Here is a 19333-nt window from a genome sequence, read left to right as displayed (position 1 = left end):
TCCGTATTACTTGCTCAGATGCTGCAGTTCACGCACCAGCAGATCGGCGTTGATCTCACTGATGGATTTGGCACCGGTCAGTACCATTGCCACCCGCATCTCTTTTTCGATCAGTTCCAGCAGATTGCTCACGCCCGCCTCACCATCAGCCGCCAGCGCGTAGATAAAGGCGCGGCCGAGCATGGTGCAGTCGGCGCCGAGCGCCAGCATACGAACGACGTCCAGACCTGTGCGAATACCCGAGTCGACCAGAATCTTCAGGTCACCTTTAACCGCATCGGCAATCGCCGGCAGCGCTCGCGCGCTGGACAGTACGCCATCGAGCTGACGGCCGCCGTGGTTGGATACCACTATACCGTCGGCACCAAAGCGCACCGCATCGCGGGCGTCTTCCGAATCGAGAATGCCCTTGATCACCATCGGGCCGTCCCAGAAGTCACGAATCCACTGCAGATCTTTCCAGGAGATGGACGCATCGAAGTTGGCACCCAACCAGCCCATGTAGTCTTCCAGGCCTGTCGGATTGCCCCGGTAGGCGGAGATATTGCCCAGGTCGTGCGGTTTGCCGAGCAGCCCCACATCAAAGGCCCAGCGCGGATGGGTCACAGCTTGAAGGTAACGACGCATCGCGGCGTTCGGGCCGCTCATGCCCGAGTGCGCGTCACGATAGCGCGCACCGGGCACCGGCATGTCGACGGTGAACACCAGGGTGGTCACGCCGGCGGCCTTGGCGCGCTCCAGCGCATTCTTCATGAATCCGCGATCCTTCAACACATAGAGCTGAAACCACATCGGGCGACTGATCGCCGGTGCCACTTCTTCAATCGGACAGACCGAGACGGTCGACAGGGTAAAGGGAATGCCCTTGTCAGCTGCTGCGCGCGCCGCCTGCACTTCACCGCGACGGGCGTACATGCCGGTCAGGCCGACCGGTGACAGCGCCACCGGCATGCTCAGGGCTTCATCGAACAGACGGGTTTCCAGGCTCAGCTCCGACATGTTCTTCAGCACCCGCTGCCGCAGGGCAATACCGGCCAGATCCTCGACGTTCTTCTTCAACGTGTGCTCGGCATAGGCCCCACCGTCGATATAGTGAAACAGAAAGGGCGGCAGCCGGCGCTGGGCGGCGGCGCGGTAATCGGTCGAGGCAGAAATGATCATCAGCAAACTCTCATCGGTTCTTCAACGGGCAACGCCCCGGCAGCCAGGGCCGGAGCGCGAGCAGTCAACACATCAACCAGCCATCAGCGGATCGCTGACACCCAGCACATAGGCAGCAAACAGCGCAATCACACCAGTCATCAGCACATAGTACAGAGTCGGCCAGACAGTCCGGCGCAGGGTGGTGCCCTCACGGCCGAGCAGGCCCACAGTTGCCGAGGCAGCCACCACGTTGTGGATCGCCACCATGTTGCCGGCAGCAGCACCCACGGCCTGCACCGCCACGATCAACGCGGTCGACAGGCCAAGGTTGCTGGCCACGCCAAACTGAAACTGGCTGAACATCATGTTCGAGACGGTATTGGAACCCGCGAGGAACGCGCCCAATGCACCGATGGTCGGCGCCAGCAACGGGTAGATGCCACCGACGCTGTCGGCCACATAACGGGCCATCAGAATCGGCATGCTTGGCAGGTCAGCCGCGTTCACTCCGGAGTTGATCAGGATACGCACCATCGGCACGGTAAACAGCAGCACAAAACCGGCACTCAGCAGCACGCCACCGGACTCGCCAAGCGCCTTGCCCAGCTCACGGACCTTCATGCGATGCAGGAAGAAGGTCGCGATCACCACCATGACCAGGATGCCGCCCGGCAGATAGAGCGGCTGAACCCCACCGCTGACACCGGTCTCACCAAGAATATCGGTAAAGTTGATGGCCACCGACCTGAACGCGGTGCTGACCTCGGGGAACACCCGGCTGATCACCAGCAGCACACCGACCAGCAGGTAGGGCAGCCAGGCACGGAAGCTGCTCATGGGGCGCGCAGTCAGCTCTTCCAGCTTCATCTCGACCGTGCCCATCCAGGCCTCCGGCCAGCTGTCGCGGGGCGCAAAGTCCCACTGACGCTTGGGTACCAGAAAACCGAAACGCGCGGCGCTGGTCACCACTGCCAGACCGACCAGACCACCGATCAACGACGGAAACTCGGGGCCAAGCAACAGGCCGCTGATGAGATAGGGAATGGTCATCGACAGGCCGGCAAACAGAGCAAACGGCAGCACCTCGAATACCGCGCGCCAGCTTTTGTCCTTGCCGAAGAAGCGCACCAGCATGATGACCATAACCAGCGGCATGACCGTACCGACCAGCGCATGCACGATGGCTACCTGGCTGGTGATCAGCTGCAGGTAGGCGTCCCAGCTTGAGCCGTTGGCGGCCAGCTGCTCGCCGATCGCGGCGTGATCCAGCCCGGTGTTGACCCCGACAATGATCGGCGTACCGACCGCACCAAAGGACACCGGCGTGCTTTGCACCAGCATGCCCATCAGCACCGCAGCCATCGCCGGGAAACCGATCGCCACCAGCAGCGGCGCGGCAATCGCCGCCGGGGTGCCGAAGCCGGACGCACCTTCGATAAAGCAGCCAAACAGCCAGGCGATGATGATCGCCTGAATGCGGCGGTCAGGGCTGATGGTGGTAAACCCGGCACGAATCGCGGTGATACCCCCCGAATGCTTGAGGGTGTTCAGCAGCAGAATCGCACCAAAAATGATCCACAGCACCCCCACGGTGACGACTAGGCCCTGCAGGGTCGACGCCAGCACCCGGTTGAAACTCATATCCCAGACAAACAGCGCAATCCCGGCGCTGAGCAGATACACCAGCGGCATGGCGCGACGCGCCGGCCAGCGCAGACCGATCAGCAATACACCTGCAAGCAGGATCGGGGCAAAAGCCATGAAGGCAAGGAAACCGGAAGACATGGAGCGCTCCTGTAGTTGTTATTGGCTGTCGAGCATCAATTGGTAAGACCAATTTACAAAATGGATGACCAGATTAAAAAAGCGCCAGAGCCATGTCAAACCCATAACGCTAGACTTTGGTATAGATCTATCCTGACGGGTTGCCTGTAAAGGTCATGCTGGCTACCCTCTACAGGCGATTGGTCAGACCAAAGGAACAGCAATGGAAATAGGTCAGATTCAACAGCGCAGACTGTCGGACAACATCGTTGAGCAACTGGAAACCATGATTCTTGAGGGCACGCTGCAGCCGGGGCAGCGCCTGCCGGCCGAGCGCGCGCTGGCCGAGCAGTTCGGCGTGTCCCGCCCGTCGCTGCGCGAGGCAGTACAGAAACTGGTCGCCAAGGGCTTGCTGATCAGCCGCCAGGGCGGCGGCAACTATGTCAGCGATTCACTCGGTTCAAGCTTCAGCGATCCCCTGCTCAGCCTGCTCGAAGGTCATCCGGAAGCGCACCGAGACCTGCTGGAGTTCCGCCACACGCTGGAAGCCGACTGCGCCTATTACGCCGCGCTGCGCGCTACCGATCTGGACCGCCAGCACCTGCAGAGCGCCTTTGACGCCCTGCAGGCCTGCTACGCCCGCGAGGGCAAGGCGTCACGCGCCGAGGAAGGCGCCGCCGACGCGCGCTTTCACCTGGCAATTGCCGAAGCCAGCCACAACCTGGTGCTGCTGCACACCATTCGCGGCCTGTTCGACCTGCTCAAACGCAATGTGGTAACCAATATCGGCGGCATGTATGCGCTGCGCAGCGAAACTCGGCGGATGCTGGTCGGGCAGCATCAGGCGCTGTTCGACGCCATCATGCAGGGCCGCGCCGACGATGCCAGACGCATCGCCAGCGAGCACATCAGCTACGTGCAGGACGTGCTGGAAGAGCGGGAGGAGGAAAGCAGACGGCTGGCCCGCGCGCAGAGACGCGAGCGGCCGCTCAGTCGCTGAGCCAGTCAGCGAACACCTCGCTGTTGTGCTCACCCAGCAGCGGCGGCGGGCGCCGGTAGTCAACCGGCGTGCGCGACAGTCTGATCGGGTTGGCGACCAGGTCCACCTCACCGGCCAGCGGGTGGGCCATGCGAATGCGCGTACCCCGCGCCTGCACCTGCGGATCGGCAAACACCTGCGCCAGATCATTGACCAAACGTGTGTGGACGCCTCCATTACCGCGTACGTGCCGCCAAACCGAACCTCGAACCCAGGCGCAGAGGCATTATTCAACCGCCAAGACTTTACCTACCATGCTGACCAGGATCGGTACCAGTGTCCAGCAGGCCAGTGGCTAACCCTGAAGCAGCGTTACAAAGGCGACCGGATCTACCAGGCAGCAATCAGCGACTGTGCCAGATGCGCGCTGAAGGCCCAATGTACGACGGCCAAGCGCCGCTACGTCTCGTGGAACATCCGTTTGGCAATCTCAAACAATGGCTGTTTGGGAACGGACGGTTCTTGCTGCGGCAACTTGAAGGGACGAGAGCCGAAATGGCCCTGGCTGTGACCGCATACAACCTCAAGCGGGCGATCAGCGTACTGGGTACCAGGAAAATGATGCAGCTGATGGGCTGAAGAGCCTTTTTCAGAACAAAAACAAACGCCCCGAACAAGTCGGGACGTCTGCTCCAGGGCCTGTCAGTGTGTTTTCACACAGTCTGATAAGCGGCCTTTTCATCGAACTTCGGAATATCCCAAATCAGGCAGGAGCACCCTGGGAACCGGCACCGCTGCGTTCGAGCATGCCCTTGAGCCGCTCCAGCGTCGTGGCCAGCTGTTCTTCCTGTTCCAGATTGCTCAGCTGGAGGTTGTCGTTCTCCTCACGCAGCTGCAGCAGTTCCCGCTCCAGTCTGGCGATCGTCTCCTGGTGTGTACTGTTCTGCTGCAGCAGATCATCCAGCAGACGTTCCAGTTGTGTAAGCGTGGTTTCCAACATCTTGAGCCCCCGGCAAAAAGCCGCAGAGCATATAGCAAAGCGCGACAGGCAACCAGCGGCGGCCCTCTGCCAGCAGCCTCAGGCCGGGCCGTAGAGCCTGAGAAACAACTCGACTACACCCCCGACGTGCTCCTGGAGCTGCCCCTGGTCCATGGCCGGCGCGAATCCGATCAGCAGCCGGAAGTGGGGATCGCCCTTGAGCAGGGTGAAGAAGTGGCGCGCCGCATCCATCGGCTGGTCGATGCACAACTCCCCGCGCGCGCAGGCCTGCTCGAGGATCAGGGTCATGCCCTCACATACCCGTTGCGGACCGGCCTCGTAGAACAGCTCGGCCAGCTTGGCATCCTGCCCGGCCATCCCCACCAGCAGGCGGTGCAAGGCCAGGGACTCGGGACTGTTGACCAGCGCACAGAAGGACAGCCCGATCCGCTCCAGGGTCTGTCGGATATCGCATTGCGGCGCTATACCACTGTAGAGGTCGGGCAGTTGCGCCTCGCAGACCAGTCTGATGGCAGCGGCGTAGAGTGTCTCCTTGTCCCGGAAGTGGTTGTAGACAGTGAGCTTGGATACGCCGGCCTCGGCGGCGATCGCATCCATGCTGGTGCCCTCGTAGCCATTGCGCAGAAACAATTGCTGCGCTGCCTGCAGCACCGCGGCACGCTTGGCGGGGTCCTTGGGACGCCCGGGACCCGGAGCAGGAATTTTCGCGTTCGACATATCTTGCCAATACTGGACTGGTGGGTTCACTATTTATACTATACTCGCCAGTACACTTATTCCACTCTGATTCAGGCACACGACCATGCACCGCTATCTTGCTTCCCTTGGCGTCATTGCCCTTCTCTGCTCGATGCTGTCAGCCTGCAGCGATCCACAGACGGTGGACGAGCAACCCCGCCCGGCACTGGTCACCCAGCCCCGGCCCGCCAGCGCCCAGGTACTCAGCTACCCCGGAGAGGTGCGGGCCCGCCACGAACCGGAACTGGCGTTCCGCATCGGCGGCAAGGTCACCCGGCGCCTGGTCGAGGTCGGTGATCGGGTGAAAAAGAACCAGCCGCTGGCGGAACTGGATCCCGAGGATGCGCGCCTGCAGCTGGAAGCGGCACGGTCGCAGGTGGCTGCCGCCGAGGCCAACCTGAGTCTTGCCCAGGTCGAACGCGACCGCTACCGCACCCTGCTGGAGCGGCAGATGATCAGTTCCTCGCAGTATGACAACGCCGAGAACAGTTACCGCTCCGCCGCCGCGCGGCTGAAGCAGGCCCGCGCCGAGTTCGACGTGGCACAGAACCACGCCACCTACAGCGTGCTGCGCGCACCGGAGGACGGGGTCATCACCCGCCGCCTGCTGGAAAGCGGCCAGGTCGTCGCCGCCGGCCAGACGGTGCTGGTAATGGCCGCCGATGGCGAGCGCGAGGTGCTGTTCAGTCTGCCCGAGGGCAGCCTCGGACAGCTGCAGCTGGGCCTGCCGGTACAGGTGCAGCTGTGGTCGCGTCCGGATCAGCTATACCCGGGGCGCCTGCGAGAACTGTCCCCCTCAGCCGACCCGCAGTCCCGCACCTTCGCCGCACGGGTCGCCTTCGAGGCGCCCGAAGCGGAGATCGAGCTGGGCCAGAGCGCTCGCGTATTCATCGAGAACCCCAGCCAGAGCGCCCTTGCAGTACCGCTGGCGGCAGTCAGTGCCGAGGCAGGCCGGAGTTTTGTCTGGGTGGTGGAGTCGGAGTCCCACCGCCTGCGCCGCCAGCCGGTGCAGGTCGGCAACTATCAGCACGACCGCGCCACCATTCTCCAGGGCCTGGAGGCAGGCGACTGGATAGTGGCCGCCGGGGTTCACATGCTGCTTGAGGGCCAGCAGGTTCTGCCGGTCGACCGGCAGAACCGCAGCGTCCAGATCGCCGGGGAGTGAGCCATGAATTTCAACCTCTCCAGCTGGGCGCTGCGTAACCGCCAGCTCGTGCTCTACTTCATGCTGGTGCTGGCGGTGGCCGGCGTCCTGTCATACGGGCAGCTGGGCCAGAGCGAGGACCCGCCCTTCACCTTCAAGGCCATGGTGGTGACCACCCAGTGGCCCGGCGCTACCGCCGAGGAGGTAGCCCAGCAGATCTCCGACCGCATCGAACAGAAGGTCATGGAGACCGGGGACTACCAGCAGGTGGTGTCCTATTCACGCCCGGGGCAGTCCACCATCACCTTCGTCGCCCGGGACGATCTGCCGCCCCGGGAGATTCCGGAGCTCTGGTACCAGCTGCGCAAGAAGGTAGGCGATATCCGCCATACCCTGCCGCCGGATATCGTCGGTCCCTTCTACAACGACGAGTTCGGCACCACCTTCGGCAACATCTATGCCCTGACCGGTGAAGGCTTCGACTACGCCGTGCTCAAGGACTATGCCGAGCGCCTGCAGTTGCAGCTGCAGCGCATCCGCGACGTCGGCAAGGTCGAGCTGATCGGCGTGCAGGACGAGAAGATCTGGATCGAGATATCCAACCCGCGGCTGGCTACCCTGGGCCTGTCGATGCCGGCAGTGCAGCAGGCACTGCAGGAGCAGAACAATCTGCGCGAGGCCGGCTTCTTCGAGACCCCGGATGAGCGGGTACGGCTGAGGGTCTCCGGTCAGTTCCGCAGCGTCGAGGAAATCCGCCGCTTCCCCCTGCGGGTCGGTGACCGCACCTTCCATATCGAGGATATCGCCGACGTCTTCCGCGGCTTCAACGACCCCATGGCCCCGCGCATGCGCTTCATGGAGCAGGATGCCCTGGGCCTGGCGGTATCGATGAAACCCGGGGGCGACATCCTGCAACTGGGCGATGCCCTGGAGGCCGAGTTCGATCGGCTGCGCCAGACCCTGCCTCTGGGCATGGAGCTGCACAAGGTCTCGGATCAGCCTGAAGCGGTACGCGACAGTGTCGGCGAGTTCGTCCGGGTACTGGCCGAGGCGGTCATCATCGTACTGGTGGTGAGTTTCTTCTCCCTGGGCCTGCGCACCGGCCTGGTCGTGGCCCTGTCGATCCCGCTGGTGCTGGCGATGACCTTCACCCTGATGAACCAGTTCGACATCGGTCTGCACAAGATCTCCCTGGGCGCGCTGGTACTGGCGCTGGGCCTGATGGTGGACGATGCCATCATTGCCGTGGAGATGATGGCGATCAAGATGGAGCAGGGCTTTGACCGCATGAAGGCAGCCAGCTTCGCCTGGACCAGTACCGCGTTCCCCATGCTGACCGGGACCCTGATCACCGCCGCCGGCTTTCTGCCCATTGCCATCGCCGCCTCGGCCACCGGGGAATACACCCGCGCCATCTTCCAGGTGGTGACCATCGCCCTGCTGGTGTCCTGGATTGCCGCCGTGATCTTCGTACCCTGGCTGGGCTACCGGCTGCTGCCGGACATGGCCGCCCTGCATGCAAAGAAGCACGGCAGCCACGCCGAGGGTCAGGATCCCTATGCCACCCCCTTCTACCACCGGGTGCGGGCTACCATCGTCTGGTGCGTGAACCACCGCTGGCTGGTGCTGCTGCTGACCCTGGCCCTGTTCATCGGTTCGCTGCTGGCGTTCCGGCTGGTTCCCCAGCAGTTCTTCCCGCCCTCGGGTCGGCTGGAGCTGATGGTCGACCTGACCCTGGCCGAGGGCTCCTCGCTCAAGGCGACCGAGGCACAGGCCAGACGTCTGGAGGAGCGCCTGCGCGATCACCCGGGCATCGAGAACTTTGTCGCCTACATAGGCACCGGCTCCCCGCGCTTCTACCTGCCGCTGGATCAGCAGCTGCCGGCCACCCGTTTCACCCAGTTCGTGGTCAAGGCCCGTTCCATCGAAGATCGCGAGGAGATCCGCAGCTGGCTGATGGAGGTCTTCGCCCGCGACTTCCCCGAGGTGCGCGCCCGCATCTCCCGACTGGAGAACGGCCCGCCGGTGGGCTATCCGATCCAGTTCCGTATCTCCGGCGAGCATATCGATGAGGTGCGCCGTGTGGCCCGGGAGGTCGCCGCCCAGGTACGGCGCAACCCGGCGGTCAACCATGTCCATCTGAACTGGGAGGAGCCGAGCAAGATAGTCCACCTGAACATCGATCAGGAACGCGCCCGGGCCCTGGGCCTGAGTACCGCCGATGTGGCCGGCTTCCTCGCCAGCCAGCTCACCGGCAATCGGGTCAGCCAGTTCCGCGACGGTAACGAGCTGATCGAGATACTGCTGCGCGGTACCAGCGAGGAGCGGGACCAGCTGCAGCACCTGCCGAGTCTGGCCATTCCCACCGGGGACGGACGCAGCGTTGCCCTGGAGCAGGTCGCGACTCTGGAGTACGGCTTCGAGGAAGGCATCATCTGGCGTCGGGACCGGCTGCCCACGGTGACAGTGCTGGCAGACATCCCAGGCGCCGAGCAGCCGGCCACCGTGGTGAAGCAGATCCTGCCCAACCTGCAGTCGATCCGCGAACAGCTGCCCAGCGGCTACCGCATCGACACCGGGGGCACCGTGGAAGATTCGGCGCGGGGACAGAAGTCCATCATCAAGGGGCTGCCACTGCTCGGGCTGGTCGTCATGACCCTGCTGATGATCCAGCTGCGCAGTTTCTCCCTGTCAGCCATGGTATTTCTCACCGCGCCCCTGGGCATCATCGGAGTCACCCTGTTCCTGCTGGTGTTCCGCGAACCCTTCGGCTTCGTCGCCATGCTCGGCACCATCGCCCTGTCCGGCATGATCATGCGCAACTCGGTGATCCTGGTCGACCAGATCAATCAGGACATCGCCGCCGGCCATGACCGCTGGACCGCCACCATCGATGCCACGGTGCGGCGTTTCCGGCCCATAGTGCTGACCGCGCTGGCGGCGATCCTTGCGATGATACCGCTGTCGCGCAGCGTGTTCTTCGGCCCGATGGCCGTGGCCATCATGGGTGGACTGACGGTGGCCACAGCCCTGACGCTGCTGTTCCTGCCGGCACTCTATGCCGCCTGGTTCAGGGTCAGGCCGCCGCAGCACAGCTGATCCGGGGCCACAGGCCCCCTCACCTTGCTACGGCACCGCGTACAGGCGGTTGCCGCGGCGCTCGACCCGATCGCCGACGGCGAACTGCGCTGTCGGTGAGCGCACGATATCCAGCTCACCCATCCCGTCGCGGACCTGATAAGCGCGCTCCTCCAGCCCGCCTGCCTGCTGCACCGTCCTGCCCAGCCAGAGCCCGGCACCGGCACCCACCAGCGCGCCCAGCGGACCACCGGCAGCGCCGCCGACCATCAGCCCGGTGCTCACGCCCAGCCCAGCGCCGACTGTGGTATCACCCACTTCCGCCACCACCTGCTCCGCCATTGCGGGGATACTGCCCAGAGCAAATACCGCTGCTACCACGCCTGCTTTCACCTTCATGCCATTTCTCCTGTGGATAAGTGTACCGGGACCTATTCAGGAAGCATGCCAGTGGCGGATTTGACCAAAATCAAGGATATGCGCCGGTGAAGTCGTCACATTAACAACCACCAACCGGGTAAGAACGCCCAGACGATGTGGAAAACACACCCATGCGCCCCTCGCCACTCACCGCGCTGCTGCCACTGCTCGACGACCTGAGCCGTGACCTGCCCCAGGCCGAGCGCTACCGGCGCCTGCTGCAGACACTGCAGGCCTGCCTGCCCTGTGACGCCCTGGCGCTGCTGCGGCTGGACGGCGGTCGCCTGGTACCCGTGGCGGTGCTGGGGCTGAGTACCGATACCCTGGGTAGACGTTTCCACGTGGACGAACACCCGCGCCTGCAATACATCCTCGAGCAGCAGCGGGCCACCCGTTTTGCCGCCGACTGCGATCTGCCCGATCCCTATGACGGCCTGATCAGCGGCACCAGCGGTCCACTGCAGGTGCATGACTGCCTGGGCTGCCCCCTGCACATCGATGGCAGAGCCTGGGGCGTGCTCACCCTCGACTCGCTGAATCCGGCACGCTTCGGCAGCATCAGTCTCGATACCCTGGAAGCTTTCGGCCATCTGGCCGCCGCCACGGTCAAGGCCAGCGAGCGCATGCGCTGGCTGACCCGGGTTGCCGAGCAGCAGAAGCGCTCGGCACAGACCTGGCGGGATGCCGCCACGCCGATCGCAGCCCCCGAGCTGATCGGCGACAGCCCGGCCCTGCACCACCTGCAGAGCGAGATGGCACTGGTAGCGCGCAGTCACCTGACCGTCCTGATCTGCGGCGAGACCGGAACCGGCAAGGAGCTGGTCGCCCGGGCCATACATCAGCAGTCCACGCGCCACGACAAACCCCTGATCAGCATCAACTGCGCCGCCCTGCCCGAGTCTCTGGTGGAAAGCGAGCTGTTCGGCCATGTCCGCGGCGCCTTCACCGGGGCCACCGCGGCGCGTGCCGGCAAGTTCGAGTTGGCCGATGGCGGCACCCTGTTTCTCGATGAGATCGGCGAGTTGCCGCTGCCGGTCCAGGCCAAGCTGCTGCGGGTACTGCAGAGCGGCCAGCTGCAGCGCCTGGGGTCGGACCGCGAACATCAGGTAGATGTGCGCATCATCGCCGCCACCAACCGGGATCTGGGCAGCGCGGTGCGCGAGGGACGCTTTCGCGCCGACCTCTATCACCGCCTCGGTGCCTATCCGCTGCAGGTGCCGGCCCTGCGTGAGCGCGGAACGGACGTGCTGCTGCTGGCCGGGCATTTCATCGAACGGAACCGGGCCCGCCTGCAGATCCGCAGCGCCGGCCTCACCGAAAGCGCCAGGCAGGCACTGCTGGAACACGGCTGGCCGGGCAACGTGCGCGAGCTGGAACACCTGATCGGCCGCGCCCTGCTCCGAGCCCGGGCCCAGGGCAGCAACCTGCAGCTGACCGCCACAGACCTCGGGCTGGATGAGGGCCTGTCGGCCTGTGGGTGGGATCCAGCCCCCGATGCCGTCCTGCCGGTCAATGGCCTGCGCGAAGCGGTGGATGACTACCAGCGTCGCCTGATCGGCACCCTGCTGCAGCACAACAGGGGCAACCTGTCGGCGACCGCCAGGGCGCTGAAGATCGACCGGGGCAACCTGCACCGGCTGACCCGCCGCCTGGGACTGGAAGGAGCATCACCGGGCGGCCGAAGCAAAAACTGAACCGAATTACCGAGCCGTTCTCCCGGCGATTTGACAGGACATTGATGCTGAGCAAGGCTCAAGCATGCCGGGATAACGATAATGAACCCCTGAACACGGGAAGTGTCTGCCATGAACGCGTCGCGCACTGCCACAGGACCCAGCCGATGGTTGCTGTGCCTGGTACTGATGTTGTCTTTCTTCCTCACCGCGACGGCCTCCGCCGAGCAGGCACTGATAGAGGAACGCATCAGCCAGTTCTTCCCGCAGGTGACCGCCATTTCCGAGCCCGAAGGCGAGTATGGGATACGCACCCTGGCCGATAGCGTGGGTACCGTCTACGGCTATGCCTTCGAGAGCATCAACGTGCTCAACATTCCCGCCTATTCAGGCAAGCCGATCAACATGCTGATCCTGCTGGACACCGAGGGCGTGATCCAGGATGCCTATGTGCTGGAGCACCATGAGCCGATCCTGCTGATCGGCATCCCCGAGCAGCGCCTGCACGATTTCAATGCCCTGTACCACGGCATTCGCGCCGACCAGCGGGTAGTGGTCGGACGCTCGAAGGATCCCGATGCGGTCACCGTCGACGCGGTTGCCGGGGCCACCGTGACCGTCATGGTGGTCAACGAAATAGTGATGCGCGCCGCCCAGGAGGTGGGCGCAGCCCTTGGTCTGGTCAAGAGCAATACCCTGGCCCGCAGTCGCCCGGCCACTGTGCTCGAGGAGGTCTATCGGCCAGCCAGCTGGACCGAACTGATCGGGGATGGATCCATCCGCCGCCTGCTGCTGAGCAATGCCGAGGTCAATCAGGCCTTTGTCGGCACCGCTGCCGAACAGGTCGATCAGGTGCCGGCGGACCAGCTTGAAGAGACCTTCATCGACCTGCACGTGGCCTACCTGAATCCGCCGACCGTCGGCCGCAACCTGCTGGGCGACAACCAGTACCGTTTCCTGATGCAGGATCTCAAGCCCGGCGAACACGCCTTTGCCGTGCTGAGTAATGGCCGCTACTCCTACAAGGGCTCTGGCTTTGTCCGCGGTGGCATCTACGATCGCTTCCAGATCCGACAGTTCGGCAACATCCACAGCTTCCGCGACCTGGATCACCAGCGCCTGTATGACCTCATGGCCGACGGCGCGCCGCGCTTCCAGGAGCTGGGCGTGTTCATTCTGCGCGAGGACGCCCAGTTCGATCCCGGCACCCCCTGGACCCTGGAACTGCTGGTACGCCGCCAGACCGGGCCGGTGGACAGCACATTTGTCACCTTCGAGCTGCCTTACCAGACACCCGAGGACTACATCCAGCGCCCCGAACCCACCCCCGAGGAGCTGCGCGCCATCGAGGAGGCCAACCGGCCGATGTGGGTCAACATCTGGTACCAGAAGAGCTTTCAGGTCGGCGTGATTCTGGTTGCCCTGCTGCTGCTGACCATCATCCTGTTCTTCCAGGACAGCTTCGCCCGGCACCCCAATTTCCTGCGCTGGCTGCGCCACGGCTACCTGACCTTCACCGTGGTGTTCATCGGCTGGTACGCTCTGGGGCAGCTGTCGGTGGTCAACGTGCTGACCTTCGTGCATGCCCTGGTAACCGAGTTCCGCTGGGAACTGTTCCTCAGCGATCCGGTGATCTTCATTCTCTGGACCTTCACCGCCGCCAGCATCCTGCTGTGGGGCCGCGGCGTGTTCTGCGGCTGGCTGTGCCCCTTCGGTGCGCTGCAGGAGCTGATCAACGAGGTCGCGCGCAAGCTGAAAATACCCCAGTACGAGCTGCCCTTTGCGGTGCATGAGCGGCTGTGGGCGATCAAGTACATCATCCTGCTGGTGCTGTTCGGCATCTCCCTGGAATCGATGATGCTGGCCGAGAAGGCCGCCGAGGTGGAGCCGTTCAAGACCGCCATCATGCTCAAGTTCGACCGCCAGTGGTGGTTCGTGCTCTACGCGGTGATCCTGCTGGTGGTCAATATCTTCACCCGCAAGGTGTTCTGCCGTTACCTCTGCCCGCTGGGCGCCGCCCTGTCCGTCTCCAGCCGGGTGCGCCTGTTCGACTGGCTCAAGCGCCGCAAGGAATGCGGCAACCCCTGCCAGCTGTGCGCCAAGGAATGCGAGATCCAGGCCATCCACCCGGACGGCCATATCAACCACAACGAGTGCCATTACTGCCTCGATTGCCAGATGACCTACCACAACGAGAACAAGTGTCCGCCGCTGATCCTGAAGAACAAACGCAAGACACGTGGCAAGAAAGCGCCGGATGAGCAGCTGATTCCGGTAGTGCAAGTAGTAGAACCCTGACCAACGTCAACCAAGTGTGCCAACAAGGAGCTTCAACATGAGCGACAAGATCAACAATCCTCCGGCCAGTCCGGAAGCCAGGGGCCTCAGCCGGCGTGGTTTCCTCGGCGCCAGCGCGGCCACCGGTGCGGCAGTGGCCGCTACTGCCTTCGGCGGCGCGGTGATGAGCCGTGAGGCCTGGGCCCAGGCCGTCAGCGACGCCCAGAAGAAGGCGATGGACAAGATCCATGTCGGCCCCGGCGAGCTGGATACCTACTACGGCTTCTGGTCCGGCGGCCACCAGGGCGAAGTCCGCGTGCTGGGCATTCCGTCCATGCGCGAGCTGATGCGCATCCCGGTGTTCAACCATGACTCCGCCACCGGCTGGGGCATGACCAACGAAAGCAAGCGGATCATGGGGGACAGTGCCAGGTTTACCAACGGCGACTGCCACCACCCGCACCTGTCGATGACCGATGGCAAGTACGACGGCAAGTACCTGTTCATCAACGACAAGGCCAACAGCCGCATTGCGCGTATCCGTCTGGACATCATGAAGACGGACAAGATGGTCACCATCCCCAACGTCCAGGCCATCCACGGTCTGCGCCTGCAGAAGGTGCCCCATACCAAGTACGTGTTCGGTAACGCCGAGTTCATCATCCCCCATCCCAACGATGGCAAGATCTTCGCCATGGATGATGAGAACAGCTACACCATGTACAACGCGGTGGACGCGGAAACCATGGAAGTGGCCTGGCAGGTGATCGTCGACGGCAACCTCGACAACACCGACATGGACTACACCGGCCGCTTCTGCGCCTCCACCTGCTACAACTCGGAAAAGGCCCTGGACCTGGGCGGCACCATGCGCAACGAACGCGACTGGGTGGTGGTGTTCGACGTCCACGCCATCGAGGCCGAGGTCAAGGCCGGCAACTTCATCACCCTGGGTGATTCCAAGGTACCGGTGGTCGACGGTCGCAGGAAGGACGGCAAGGACAGCAAGGTCACCCGCTACATCCCGGTGCCCAAGAACCCCCACGGCCTGAACACCTCGCCGGACGGCAAGTACTTCATCGCAGCGGGCAAGCTGTCGCCGACCGTCTCCGTCATCGCCATCGACAAGCTGCCTGATCTGTTCGACGGCAAGATCAGCGACCCCCGTGACGTGGTCGTGGCGGAGCCGGAACTGGGCCTGGGGCCGCTGCATACCACCTTCGACGGCCGCGGCAACGGCTACACCACCCTGTTCATCGACAGCCAGATCGTCAAGTGGAACATCGAGGAGGCGATCCGCGCGCACAACGGCGAGAACGTCAACTACATCAAGCAGAAGCTGGACGTGCACTACCAGCCCGGTCACACCCACGCCTCGCTGACCGAGACCCGGGAAGCCGACGGCCAGTGGCTGGTGGTGCTGTCCAAGTTCTCCAAGGACCGCTTCCTGCCCACCGGCCCGCTGCACCCGGAGAACGACCAGCTGATCGACATCTCCGGCGACGAAATGGTGCTGGTGCACGACGGCCCGACCTACGCCGAGCCGCATGACTGCATCATGTGCCGCCGCGACCAGATCCGCACCAAGAAGATCTGGGATCGGGACGACCCCTTCTTCGCCGAAACCGTGAAGATGGCCGAGGCCGACGGCATCAACCTGACCACCGACAACAAGATCATCCGTGATGGGAACAAGGTCCGGGTGTACATGGTATCCATGGCGCCGTCCTTCGGCATCAACGAGTTCACCGTCAAGCAGGGCGATGAAGTCACCGTGATCATCACCAACATTGACCAGATCGAAGACGTATCCCACGGTTTCGTCATGGTCAACCATGGTGTGAGCATGGAGATCAGTCCTCAGCAGACCTCGTCGATCACCTTCACCGCCGACAAACCCGGTGTGCACTGGTACTACTGCAGCTGGTTCTGCCACGCTCTGCACATGGAAATGTGCGGCCGCATGCTGGTCGAGCCGGCATAAACCGGGAACCCGGGCGCGCTGGCCGCGCCCGGATCGCACCATCCCTGATCCACTCAACCGGCATGAAGGAATGCAGCATTGTTCACGCATCTGGCTCCAGGCCGGCACCTTGCGGCACTTGTGATCGCCTGTGGCCTCTGGGCGAACACCCAGGCCTCACCCCTGCCCATCGACAGCCTGCCGCTGCAGGCTGATGGCGAGATTTCCGTTCTGCCCGCCGGCACCCATACCGGCAACTTTGTACTGGAGACCCCGATTCACCTGCGCTGTGCACCGGAGGCGGTGCTCGATGGCGGTGGCCATGACAACCTGCTGACCATACGGGCGCCAGGTGTCACCATCGAAGGCTGCACCCTGCGCAACTGGGGCTCCAACCTGACCGAGATGAACGCCGGCATCTTCGTCGAGCCCAGCGCCACCGACGTGACCCTACAGGGCAACCGGCTGCGCGGCCCCGGCTTCGGCATCTGGTCGGACGGCACCCGCAATCTGGTGGTGGAGAACAACCAGGTCGAGGGCGACACCGATTATCGCTCCCAGGACCGGGGCAACGGCATCCACCTGATCAATACCAATGAAGCCAGGGTGCTCAACAACCGGGTGCGCCATACCCGCGACGGCATCTACCTGGGCAACTCGAACAACAACCTGATCCAGGGCAACCTGATGGAGGACCTGCGCTTCGGCATCCACTACATGTTCTCCCAGAGCAACCGGGTAATCGGCAACACCACACGCCGCACCCGCACCGGCTACGCGCTGATGCAGAGCCGCATGCTGACGGTTGAGCACAACCGCTCCGAAGATGACCGCAACTACGGCATCCTGATGAACTTCATCACCTACTCGACCATCACCGACAACTTCGTCTCCAACGTGCAGCGGGGGCAGACCGGTGATGACAGCATGATCAAGGGCGGCGAGGGCAAGGCGCTGTTCATCTACAACTCGCTGTTCAACACCATCGCCAACAACCACTTCGAACACAGCAACCTGGGCATTCACCTGACCGCCGGTTCGGAGAACAACAGGATCAGCAGCAACACCTTTGCCGGTAACGAGCAGCAGGTAAAGTACGTGGCCACCCGCACCCAGGAGTGGTCGGTGGAGGGCCGCGGCAATTTCTGGAGCGATTATCTGGGCTGGGATCGCAACGATGACGGGCTCGGCGATGTGCCCTACGAACCCAACGACAACGTCGACCGCCTGCTGTGGATGTATCCCCAGGTGCGCCTGCTGATGAACAGTCCGGCCATCCAGGTGCTGCGCTGGGTACAGCGGGCCTTCCCGGTCATCAGGATGCAGGGCGTGCAGGACAGCCACCCCCTGATGCGGATGCCCACCACCCATCTGATTCAACCTACACAGGAAACCCATTGATGAATGCAGTTGATATCCAGGGCGTCAGTCTGCGTTACGGCAAGATGACCGCGTTGCGCCAACTGGACCTTCATCTGGAGGAAGGTGAGGTGCTGGGGCTGTTCGGTCACAACGGCGCTGGCAAGACCACCACCATGAAACTCATCCTCGGCTTGCTCACCCCCAGCGAAGGGCAGCTGCGGGTGCTGGGTCAGGCGCCGAATGATGCCGATGTTCGCCGCCGCATGGGCTACCTGCAGGAGAACGTCATGTTCTATCCGCAGCTGACCGGCCGCGAGACCCTGCACCACTTCGCCCGCATCAAGGGGGCGGCGCGGCAGCAGGCCGACCAGCTGCTGGAACAGGTGGGTCTGGCCCACGCCGCCGATCGCCGGGTGAAGACCTACTCCAAGGGCATGCGCCAGCGTCTGGGGCTGGCCCAGGCACTGCTCGGCGAGCCGCGCCTGCTGCTGCTCGATGAGCCCACTGTCGGCCTCGACCCCATCGCCACCCAGGACCTGTATGTACTGATCGACAGGCTGCGCCAGCAGGGCACCAGCGTCATCCTCTGCTCCCACGTGCTGCCGGGGGTGGAAGCCCATATCAACCGGGCGGCGATCCTGGCCGGCGGCCAGCTGGAAGCCGTGGGCACCCTGAGCAGCCTGCGCACCGGCGCCGGTCTGCCCTCGCGTATCCGCGCTACCGGCCTCAAGCAACGCGAGCAGGTACTGCAGAGCTTCAGTTCGCTCAATGGCAACGCGCGGCCGCTGGGGGGCGACGGCATAGAGCTGACCGGCAGCGCCGCCACCAAGATGAGCCTGCTGCGTCAGCTGCTGGACCGGGACCAGCCCGGCGATATCGACATACTGCAGCCCTCGCTGGAGGATCTGTACCGCTTTTACACCGAACGCGCCAGCCGCGCGCGTGCGGCGGAGGACAAGGCATGAACCAGGTATGGAACATTGCGCGCAAGGAACTCAGCGACGGCCTGCGCAACCGCTGGTTGCTGGCCATCAGTGTGCTGTTTGCGGTACTGGCGGTGGGTATCGCCTGGCTCGGCGCGGCGGCGTCCGGGCAGCTGGGCTTCACTTCGATTCCTGCCACCGTCGCCAGTCTGGCCAGCCTGGCCACCTTCCTGATGCCGCTGATCGCCCTGCTGCTGGCCTACGATGCCATCGTCGGTGAGGACGAAGGCGGCACCCTGATGCTGCTGATGACCTACCCCATCAGCCGCGGGCAGATACTGCTCGGCAAGTTCGTCGGTCACGGCCTGATCCTGGCGCTGGCGGTACTCATCGGTTTCGGCTGCGCGGCAGTCGCCATCGGCGCCCTGGTCGAGGATATCGAGCTGAACCTGCTGGTCTGGGCCTTCGGCCGCTTCATGCTGTCCTCCACGTTGCTGGGCTGGGCCTTCCTCGCCCTGGCCTACCTGCTCAGCAGCCTGGTCAGCGAGAAGTCCAGTGCCGCCGGACTGGCCCTGGGGGTCTGGTTCCTCTTCGTGCTGGTATTCGATCTGGTGCTGCTGGCCCTGCTGGTGTTCAGTGAAGGCAAGTTCAACCCCGAACTGCTGCCCTGGCTGCTGCTGCTCAACCCCACCGACATCTACCGGCTGATCAACCACGGCGGCTTCGACGGCGGCAACGCCATCGGCGTGCTGTCGCTGGCCGAGGATCTGCCCGTGCACGGCGCCGTGCTCTGGGCCTGTCTGCTGGGCTGGGCCGGCGCCGCCCTGCTGCTGGCCTGGGCGGCCTTCCGCCGTCGGGCTGCCTGATTT

Annotated in this window: 14 protein-coding genes and 2 pseudogenes; 10 read left to right on the top strand and 6 right to left on the bottom strand. The window is 63.8% G+C overall.

Translation table 11 applies throughout. From position 1 onward, the window contains the following. Window positions 1-6: 6 nt before the first annotated feature. Window positions 7-1161 carry an FMN-dependent L-lactate dehydrogenase LldD gene (gene lldD, locus VF673_RS04945; protein WP_320330464.1) on the bottom strand — a complete coding sequence of 385 codons (1155 nt, stop codon included), beginning with the start codon at window positions 1159-1161 and terminating at the stop codon, window positions 7-9. Window positions 1162-1233: 72 nt separating this feature from the next. Further along, the gene (locus VF673_RS04940) at window positions 1234-2928 is read right to left on the bottom strand and encodes an L-lactate permease (RefSeq protein WP_440291112.1); all 1695 of its coding nucleotides are present in this window, start codon (window positions 2926-2928) and stop codon (window positions 1234-1236) included. Between the two features lie 202 nt (window positions 2929-3130). On the opposite strand from VF673_RS04940, the gene VF673_RS04935 reads away from it, so the two are divergent. Beyond that, window positions 3131-3907: a GntR family transcriptional regulator gene (locus tag VF673_RS04935; RefSeq protein ID WP_440291111.1), complete on the top strand. Its 777-nt coding sequence runs from the start codon at window positions 3131-3133 to the stop codon at window positions 3905-3907. Here VF673_RS04935 and VF673_RS04930 read toward each other — a convergent pair. Beyond that, window positions 3897-4100 (bottom strand): annotated as a pseudogene (locus VF673_RS04930) (CoA transferase); the annotation flags it as partial. The gene VF673_RS04935 and the pseudogene VF673_RS04930 sit on opposite strands and share 11 nt — an antisense overlap. On the opposite strand from VF673_RS04930, the pseudogene VF673_RS04925 reads away from it, so the two are divergent. Continuing rightward, window positions 4101-4525 (top strand): annotated as a pseudogene (locus tag VF673_RS04925) (IS5/IS1182 family transposase); the annotation flags it as partial. A 124-nt stretch (window positions 4526-4649) separates the two neighbouring features. Here the strand turns inward: VF673_RS04925 and VF673_RS04920 are convergent. Then, window positions 4650-4886 carry a hypothetical protein gene (locus VF673_RS04920; protein WP_440291110.1) on the bottom strand — a complete coding sequence of 79 codons (237 nt, stop codon included), beginning with the start codon at window positions 4884-4886 and terminating at the stop codon, window positions 4650-4652. Between the two features lie 78 nt (window positions 4887-4964). After that, entirely contained in the window at window positions 4965-5603 is a 639-nt protein-coding gene (locus tag VF673_RS04915; RefSeq protein WP_090539145.1) for a TetR/AcrR family transcriptional regulator, read from the bottom strand. Between the two features lie 85 nt (window positions 5604-5688). Between VF673_RS04915 and VF673_RS04910 the strand changes: the two genes are divergently transcribed. Both VF673_RS04910 and VF673_RS04905 read left to right on the top strand, forming a co-directional pair. Then, window positions 5689-6789, top strand: a complete 1101-nt coding sequence (locus VF673_RS04910; protein WP_440291109.1) for an efflux RND transporter periplasmic adaptor subunit — start codon at window positions 5689-5691, stop codon at window positions 6787-6789. 3 nt (window positions 6790-6792) lie between these two features. Further along, window positions 6793-9867 carry an efflux RND transporter permease subunit gene (locus VF673_RS04905; protein WP_440291108.1) on the top strand — a complete coding sequence of 1025 codons (3075 nt, stop codon included), beginning with the start codon at window positions 6793-6795 and terminating at the stop codon, window positions 9865-9867. A 27-nt stretch (window positions 9868-9894) separates the two neighbouring features. On the opposite strand, the gene VF673_RS04900 is transcribed toward VF673_RS04905, so the two are convergent. Next, window positions 9895-10245, bottom strand: a complete 351-nt coding sequence (locus VF673_RS04900; RefSeq protein WP_440291107.1) for a hypothetical protein — start codon at window positions 10243-10245, stop codon at window positions 9895-9897. Between the two features lie 152 nt (window positions 10246-10397). On the opposite strand from VF673_RS04900, the gene norR reads away from it, so the two are divergent. The 6 genes from norR to VF673_RS04870 all read left to right on the top strand — a co-directional run bounded on the left by norR (window position 10398) and on the right by VF673_RS04870 (window position 19330). Continuing rightward, entirely contained in the window at window positions 10398-11960 is a 1563-nt protein-coding gene (gene norR, locus VF673_RS04895; RefSeq protein ID WP_440291106.1) for a nitric oxide reductase transcriptional regulator NorR, read from the top strand. A gap of 111 nt (window positions 11961-12071) precedes the next feature. Then, complete coding sequence (gene nosR / locus VF673_RS04890; protein ID WP_440291105.1) at window positions 12072-14237, top strand: transcriptional regulator NosR; 2166 nt, start codon at window positions 12072-12074, stop codon at window positions 14235-14237. A gap of 37 nt (window positions 14238-14274) precedes the next feature. Then, the gene (nosZ, locus tag VF673_RS04885; protein WP_440291104.1) at window positions 14275-16200 is read left to right on the top strand and encodes a TAT-dependent nitrous-oxide reductase; all 1926 of its coding nucleotides are present in this window, start codon (window positions 14275-14277) and stop codon (window positions 16198-16200) included. Between the two features lie 78 nt (window positions 16201-16278). Then, window positions 16279-17580, top strand: a complete 1302-nt coding sequence (locus VF673_RS04880; protein ID WP_440291103.1) for a nitrous oxide reductase family maturation protein NosD — start codon at window positions 16279-16281, stop codon at window positions 17578-17580. After that, window positions 17580-18506 carry an ABC transporter ATP-binding protein gene (locus tag VF673_RS04875; protein WP_440291102.1) on the top strand — a complete coding sequence of 309 codons (927 nt, stop codon included), beginning with the start codon at window positions 17580-17582 and terminating at the stop codon, window positions 18504-18506. Before VF673_RS04880 ends, VF673_RS04875 begins: the two co-directional genes overlap by 1 nt. Beyond that, window positions 18503-19330, top strand: a complete 828-nt coding sequence (locus VF673_RS04870) for an ABC transporter permease (RefSeq protein WP_440291101.1) — start codon at window positions 18503-18505, stop codon at window positions 19328-19330. The genes VF673_RS04875 and VF673_RS04870 overlap by 4 nt, the downstream gene beginning before the upstream one ends. Window positions 19331-19333 lie beyond the last annotated feature (3 nt).

The organism is Halopseudomonas sp. Lyrl_26 (assembly GCF_051948695.1).
Taxonomy (GTDB): Bacteria; Pseudomonadota; Gammaproteobacteria; order Pseudomonadales; family Pseudomonadaceae; genus Halopseudomonas; species Halopseudomonas formosensis.
The sequence above is the reverse complement of the archived record's forward strand: the minus strand, read 5'-3'. Positions and strand labels throughout refer to the sequence as shown.

Bases quoted from the DNA above. Each gene is read 5' to 3' on its own strand.
- VF673_RS04875 (WP_440291102.1), top strand. From the start codon at position 17,580: ATGAATGCAGTTGATATCCAGGGCGTCAGTCTGCGTTACGGCAAGATG.
- VF673_RS04910 (WP_440291109.1), top strand. From the start codon at position 5,689: ATGCACCGCTATCTTGCTTCCCTTGGCGTCATTGCCCTTCTCTGCTCG.
- VF673_RS04870 (WP_440291101.1), top strand. From the start codon at position 18,503: ATGAACCAGGTATGGAACATTGCGCGCAAGGAACTCAGCGACGGCCTG.
- VF673_RS04900 (WP_440291107.1), bottom strand. From the start codon at position 10,245: ATGAAGGTGAAAGCAGGCGTGGTAGCAGCGGTATTTGCTCTGGGCAGT.
- lldD (WP_320330464.1), bottom strand. From the start codon at position 1,161: ATGATCATTTCTGCCTCGACCGATTACCGCGCCGCCGCCCAGCGCCGG.
- VF673_RS04915 (WP_090539145.1), bottom strand. From the start codon at position 5,603: ATGTCGAACGCGAAAATTCCTGCTCCGGGTCCCGGGCGTCCCAAGGAC.
- nosR (WP_440291105.1), top strand. From the start codon at position 12,072: ATGAACGCGTCGCGCACTGCCACAGGACCCAGCCGATGGTTGCTGTGC.
- VF673_RS04920 (WP_440291110.1), bottom strand. From the start codon at position 4,886: ATGTTGGAAACCACGCTTACACAACTGGAACGTCTGCTGGATGATCTG.
- VF673_RS04905 (WP_440291108.1), top strand. From the start codon at position 6,793: ATGAATTTCAACCTCTCCAGCTGGGCGCTGCGTAACCGCCAGCTCGTG.
- nosZ (WP_440291104.1), top strand. From the start codon at position 14,275: ATGAGCGACAAGATCAACAATCCTCCGGCCAGTCCGGAAGCCAGGGGC.
- VF673_RS04935 (WP_440291111.1), top strand. From the start codon at position 3,131: ATGGAAATAGGTCAGATTCAACAGCGCAGACTGTCGGACAACATCGTT.
- VF673_RS04940 (WP_440291112.1), bottom strand. From the start codon at position 2,928: ATGTCTTCCGGTTTCCTTGCCTTCATGGCTTTTGCCCCGATCCTGCTT.
- norR (WP_440291106.1), top strand. From the start codon at position 10,398: ATGCGCCCCTCGCCACTCACCGCGCTGCTGCCACTGCTCGACGACCTG.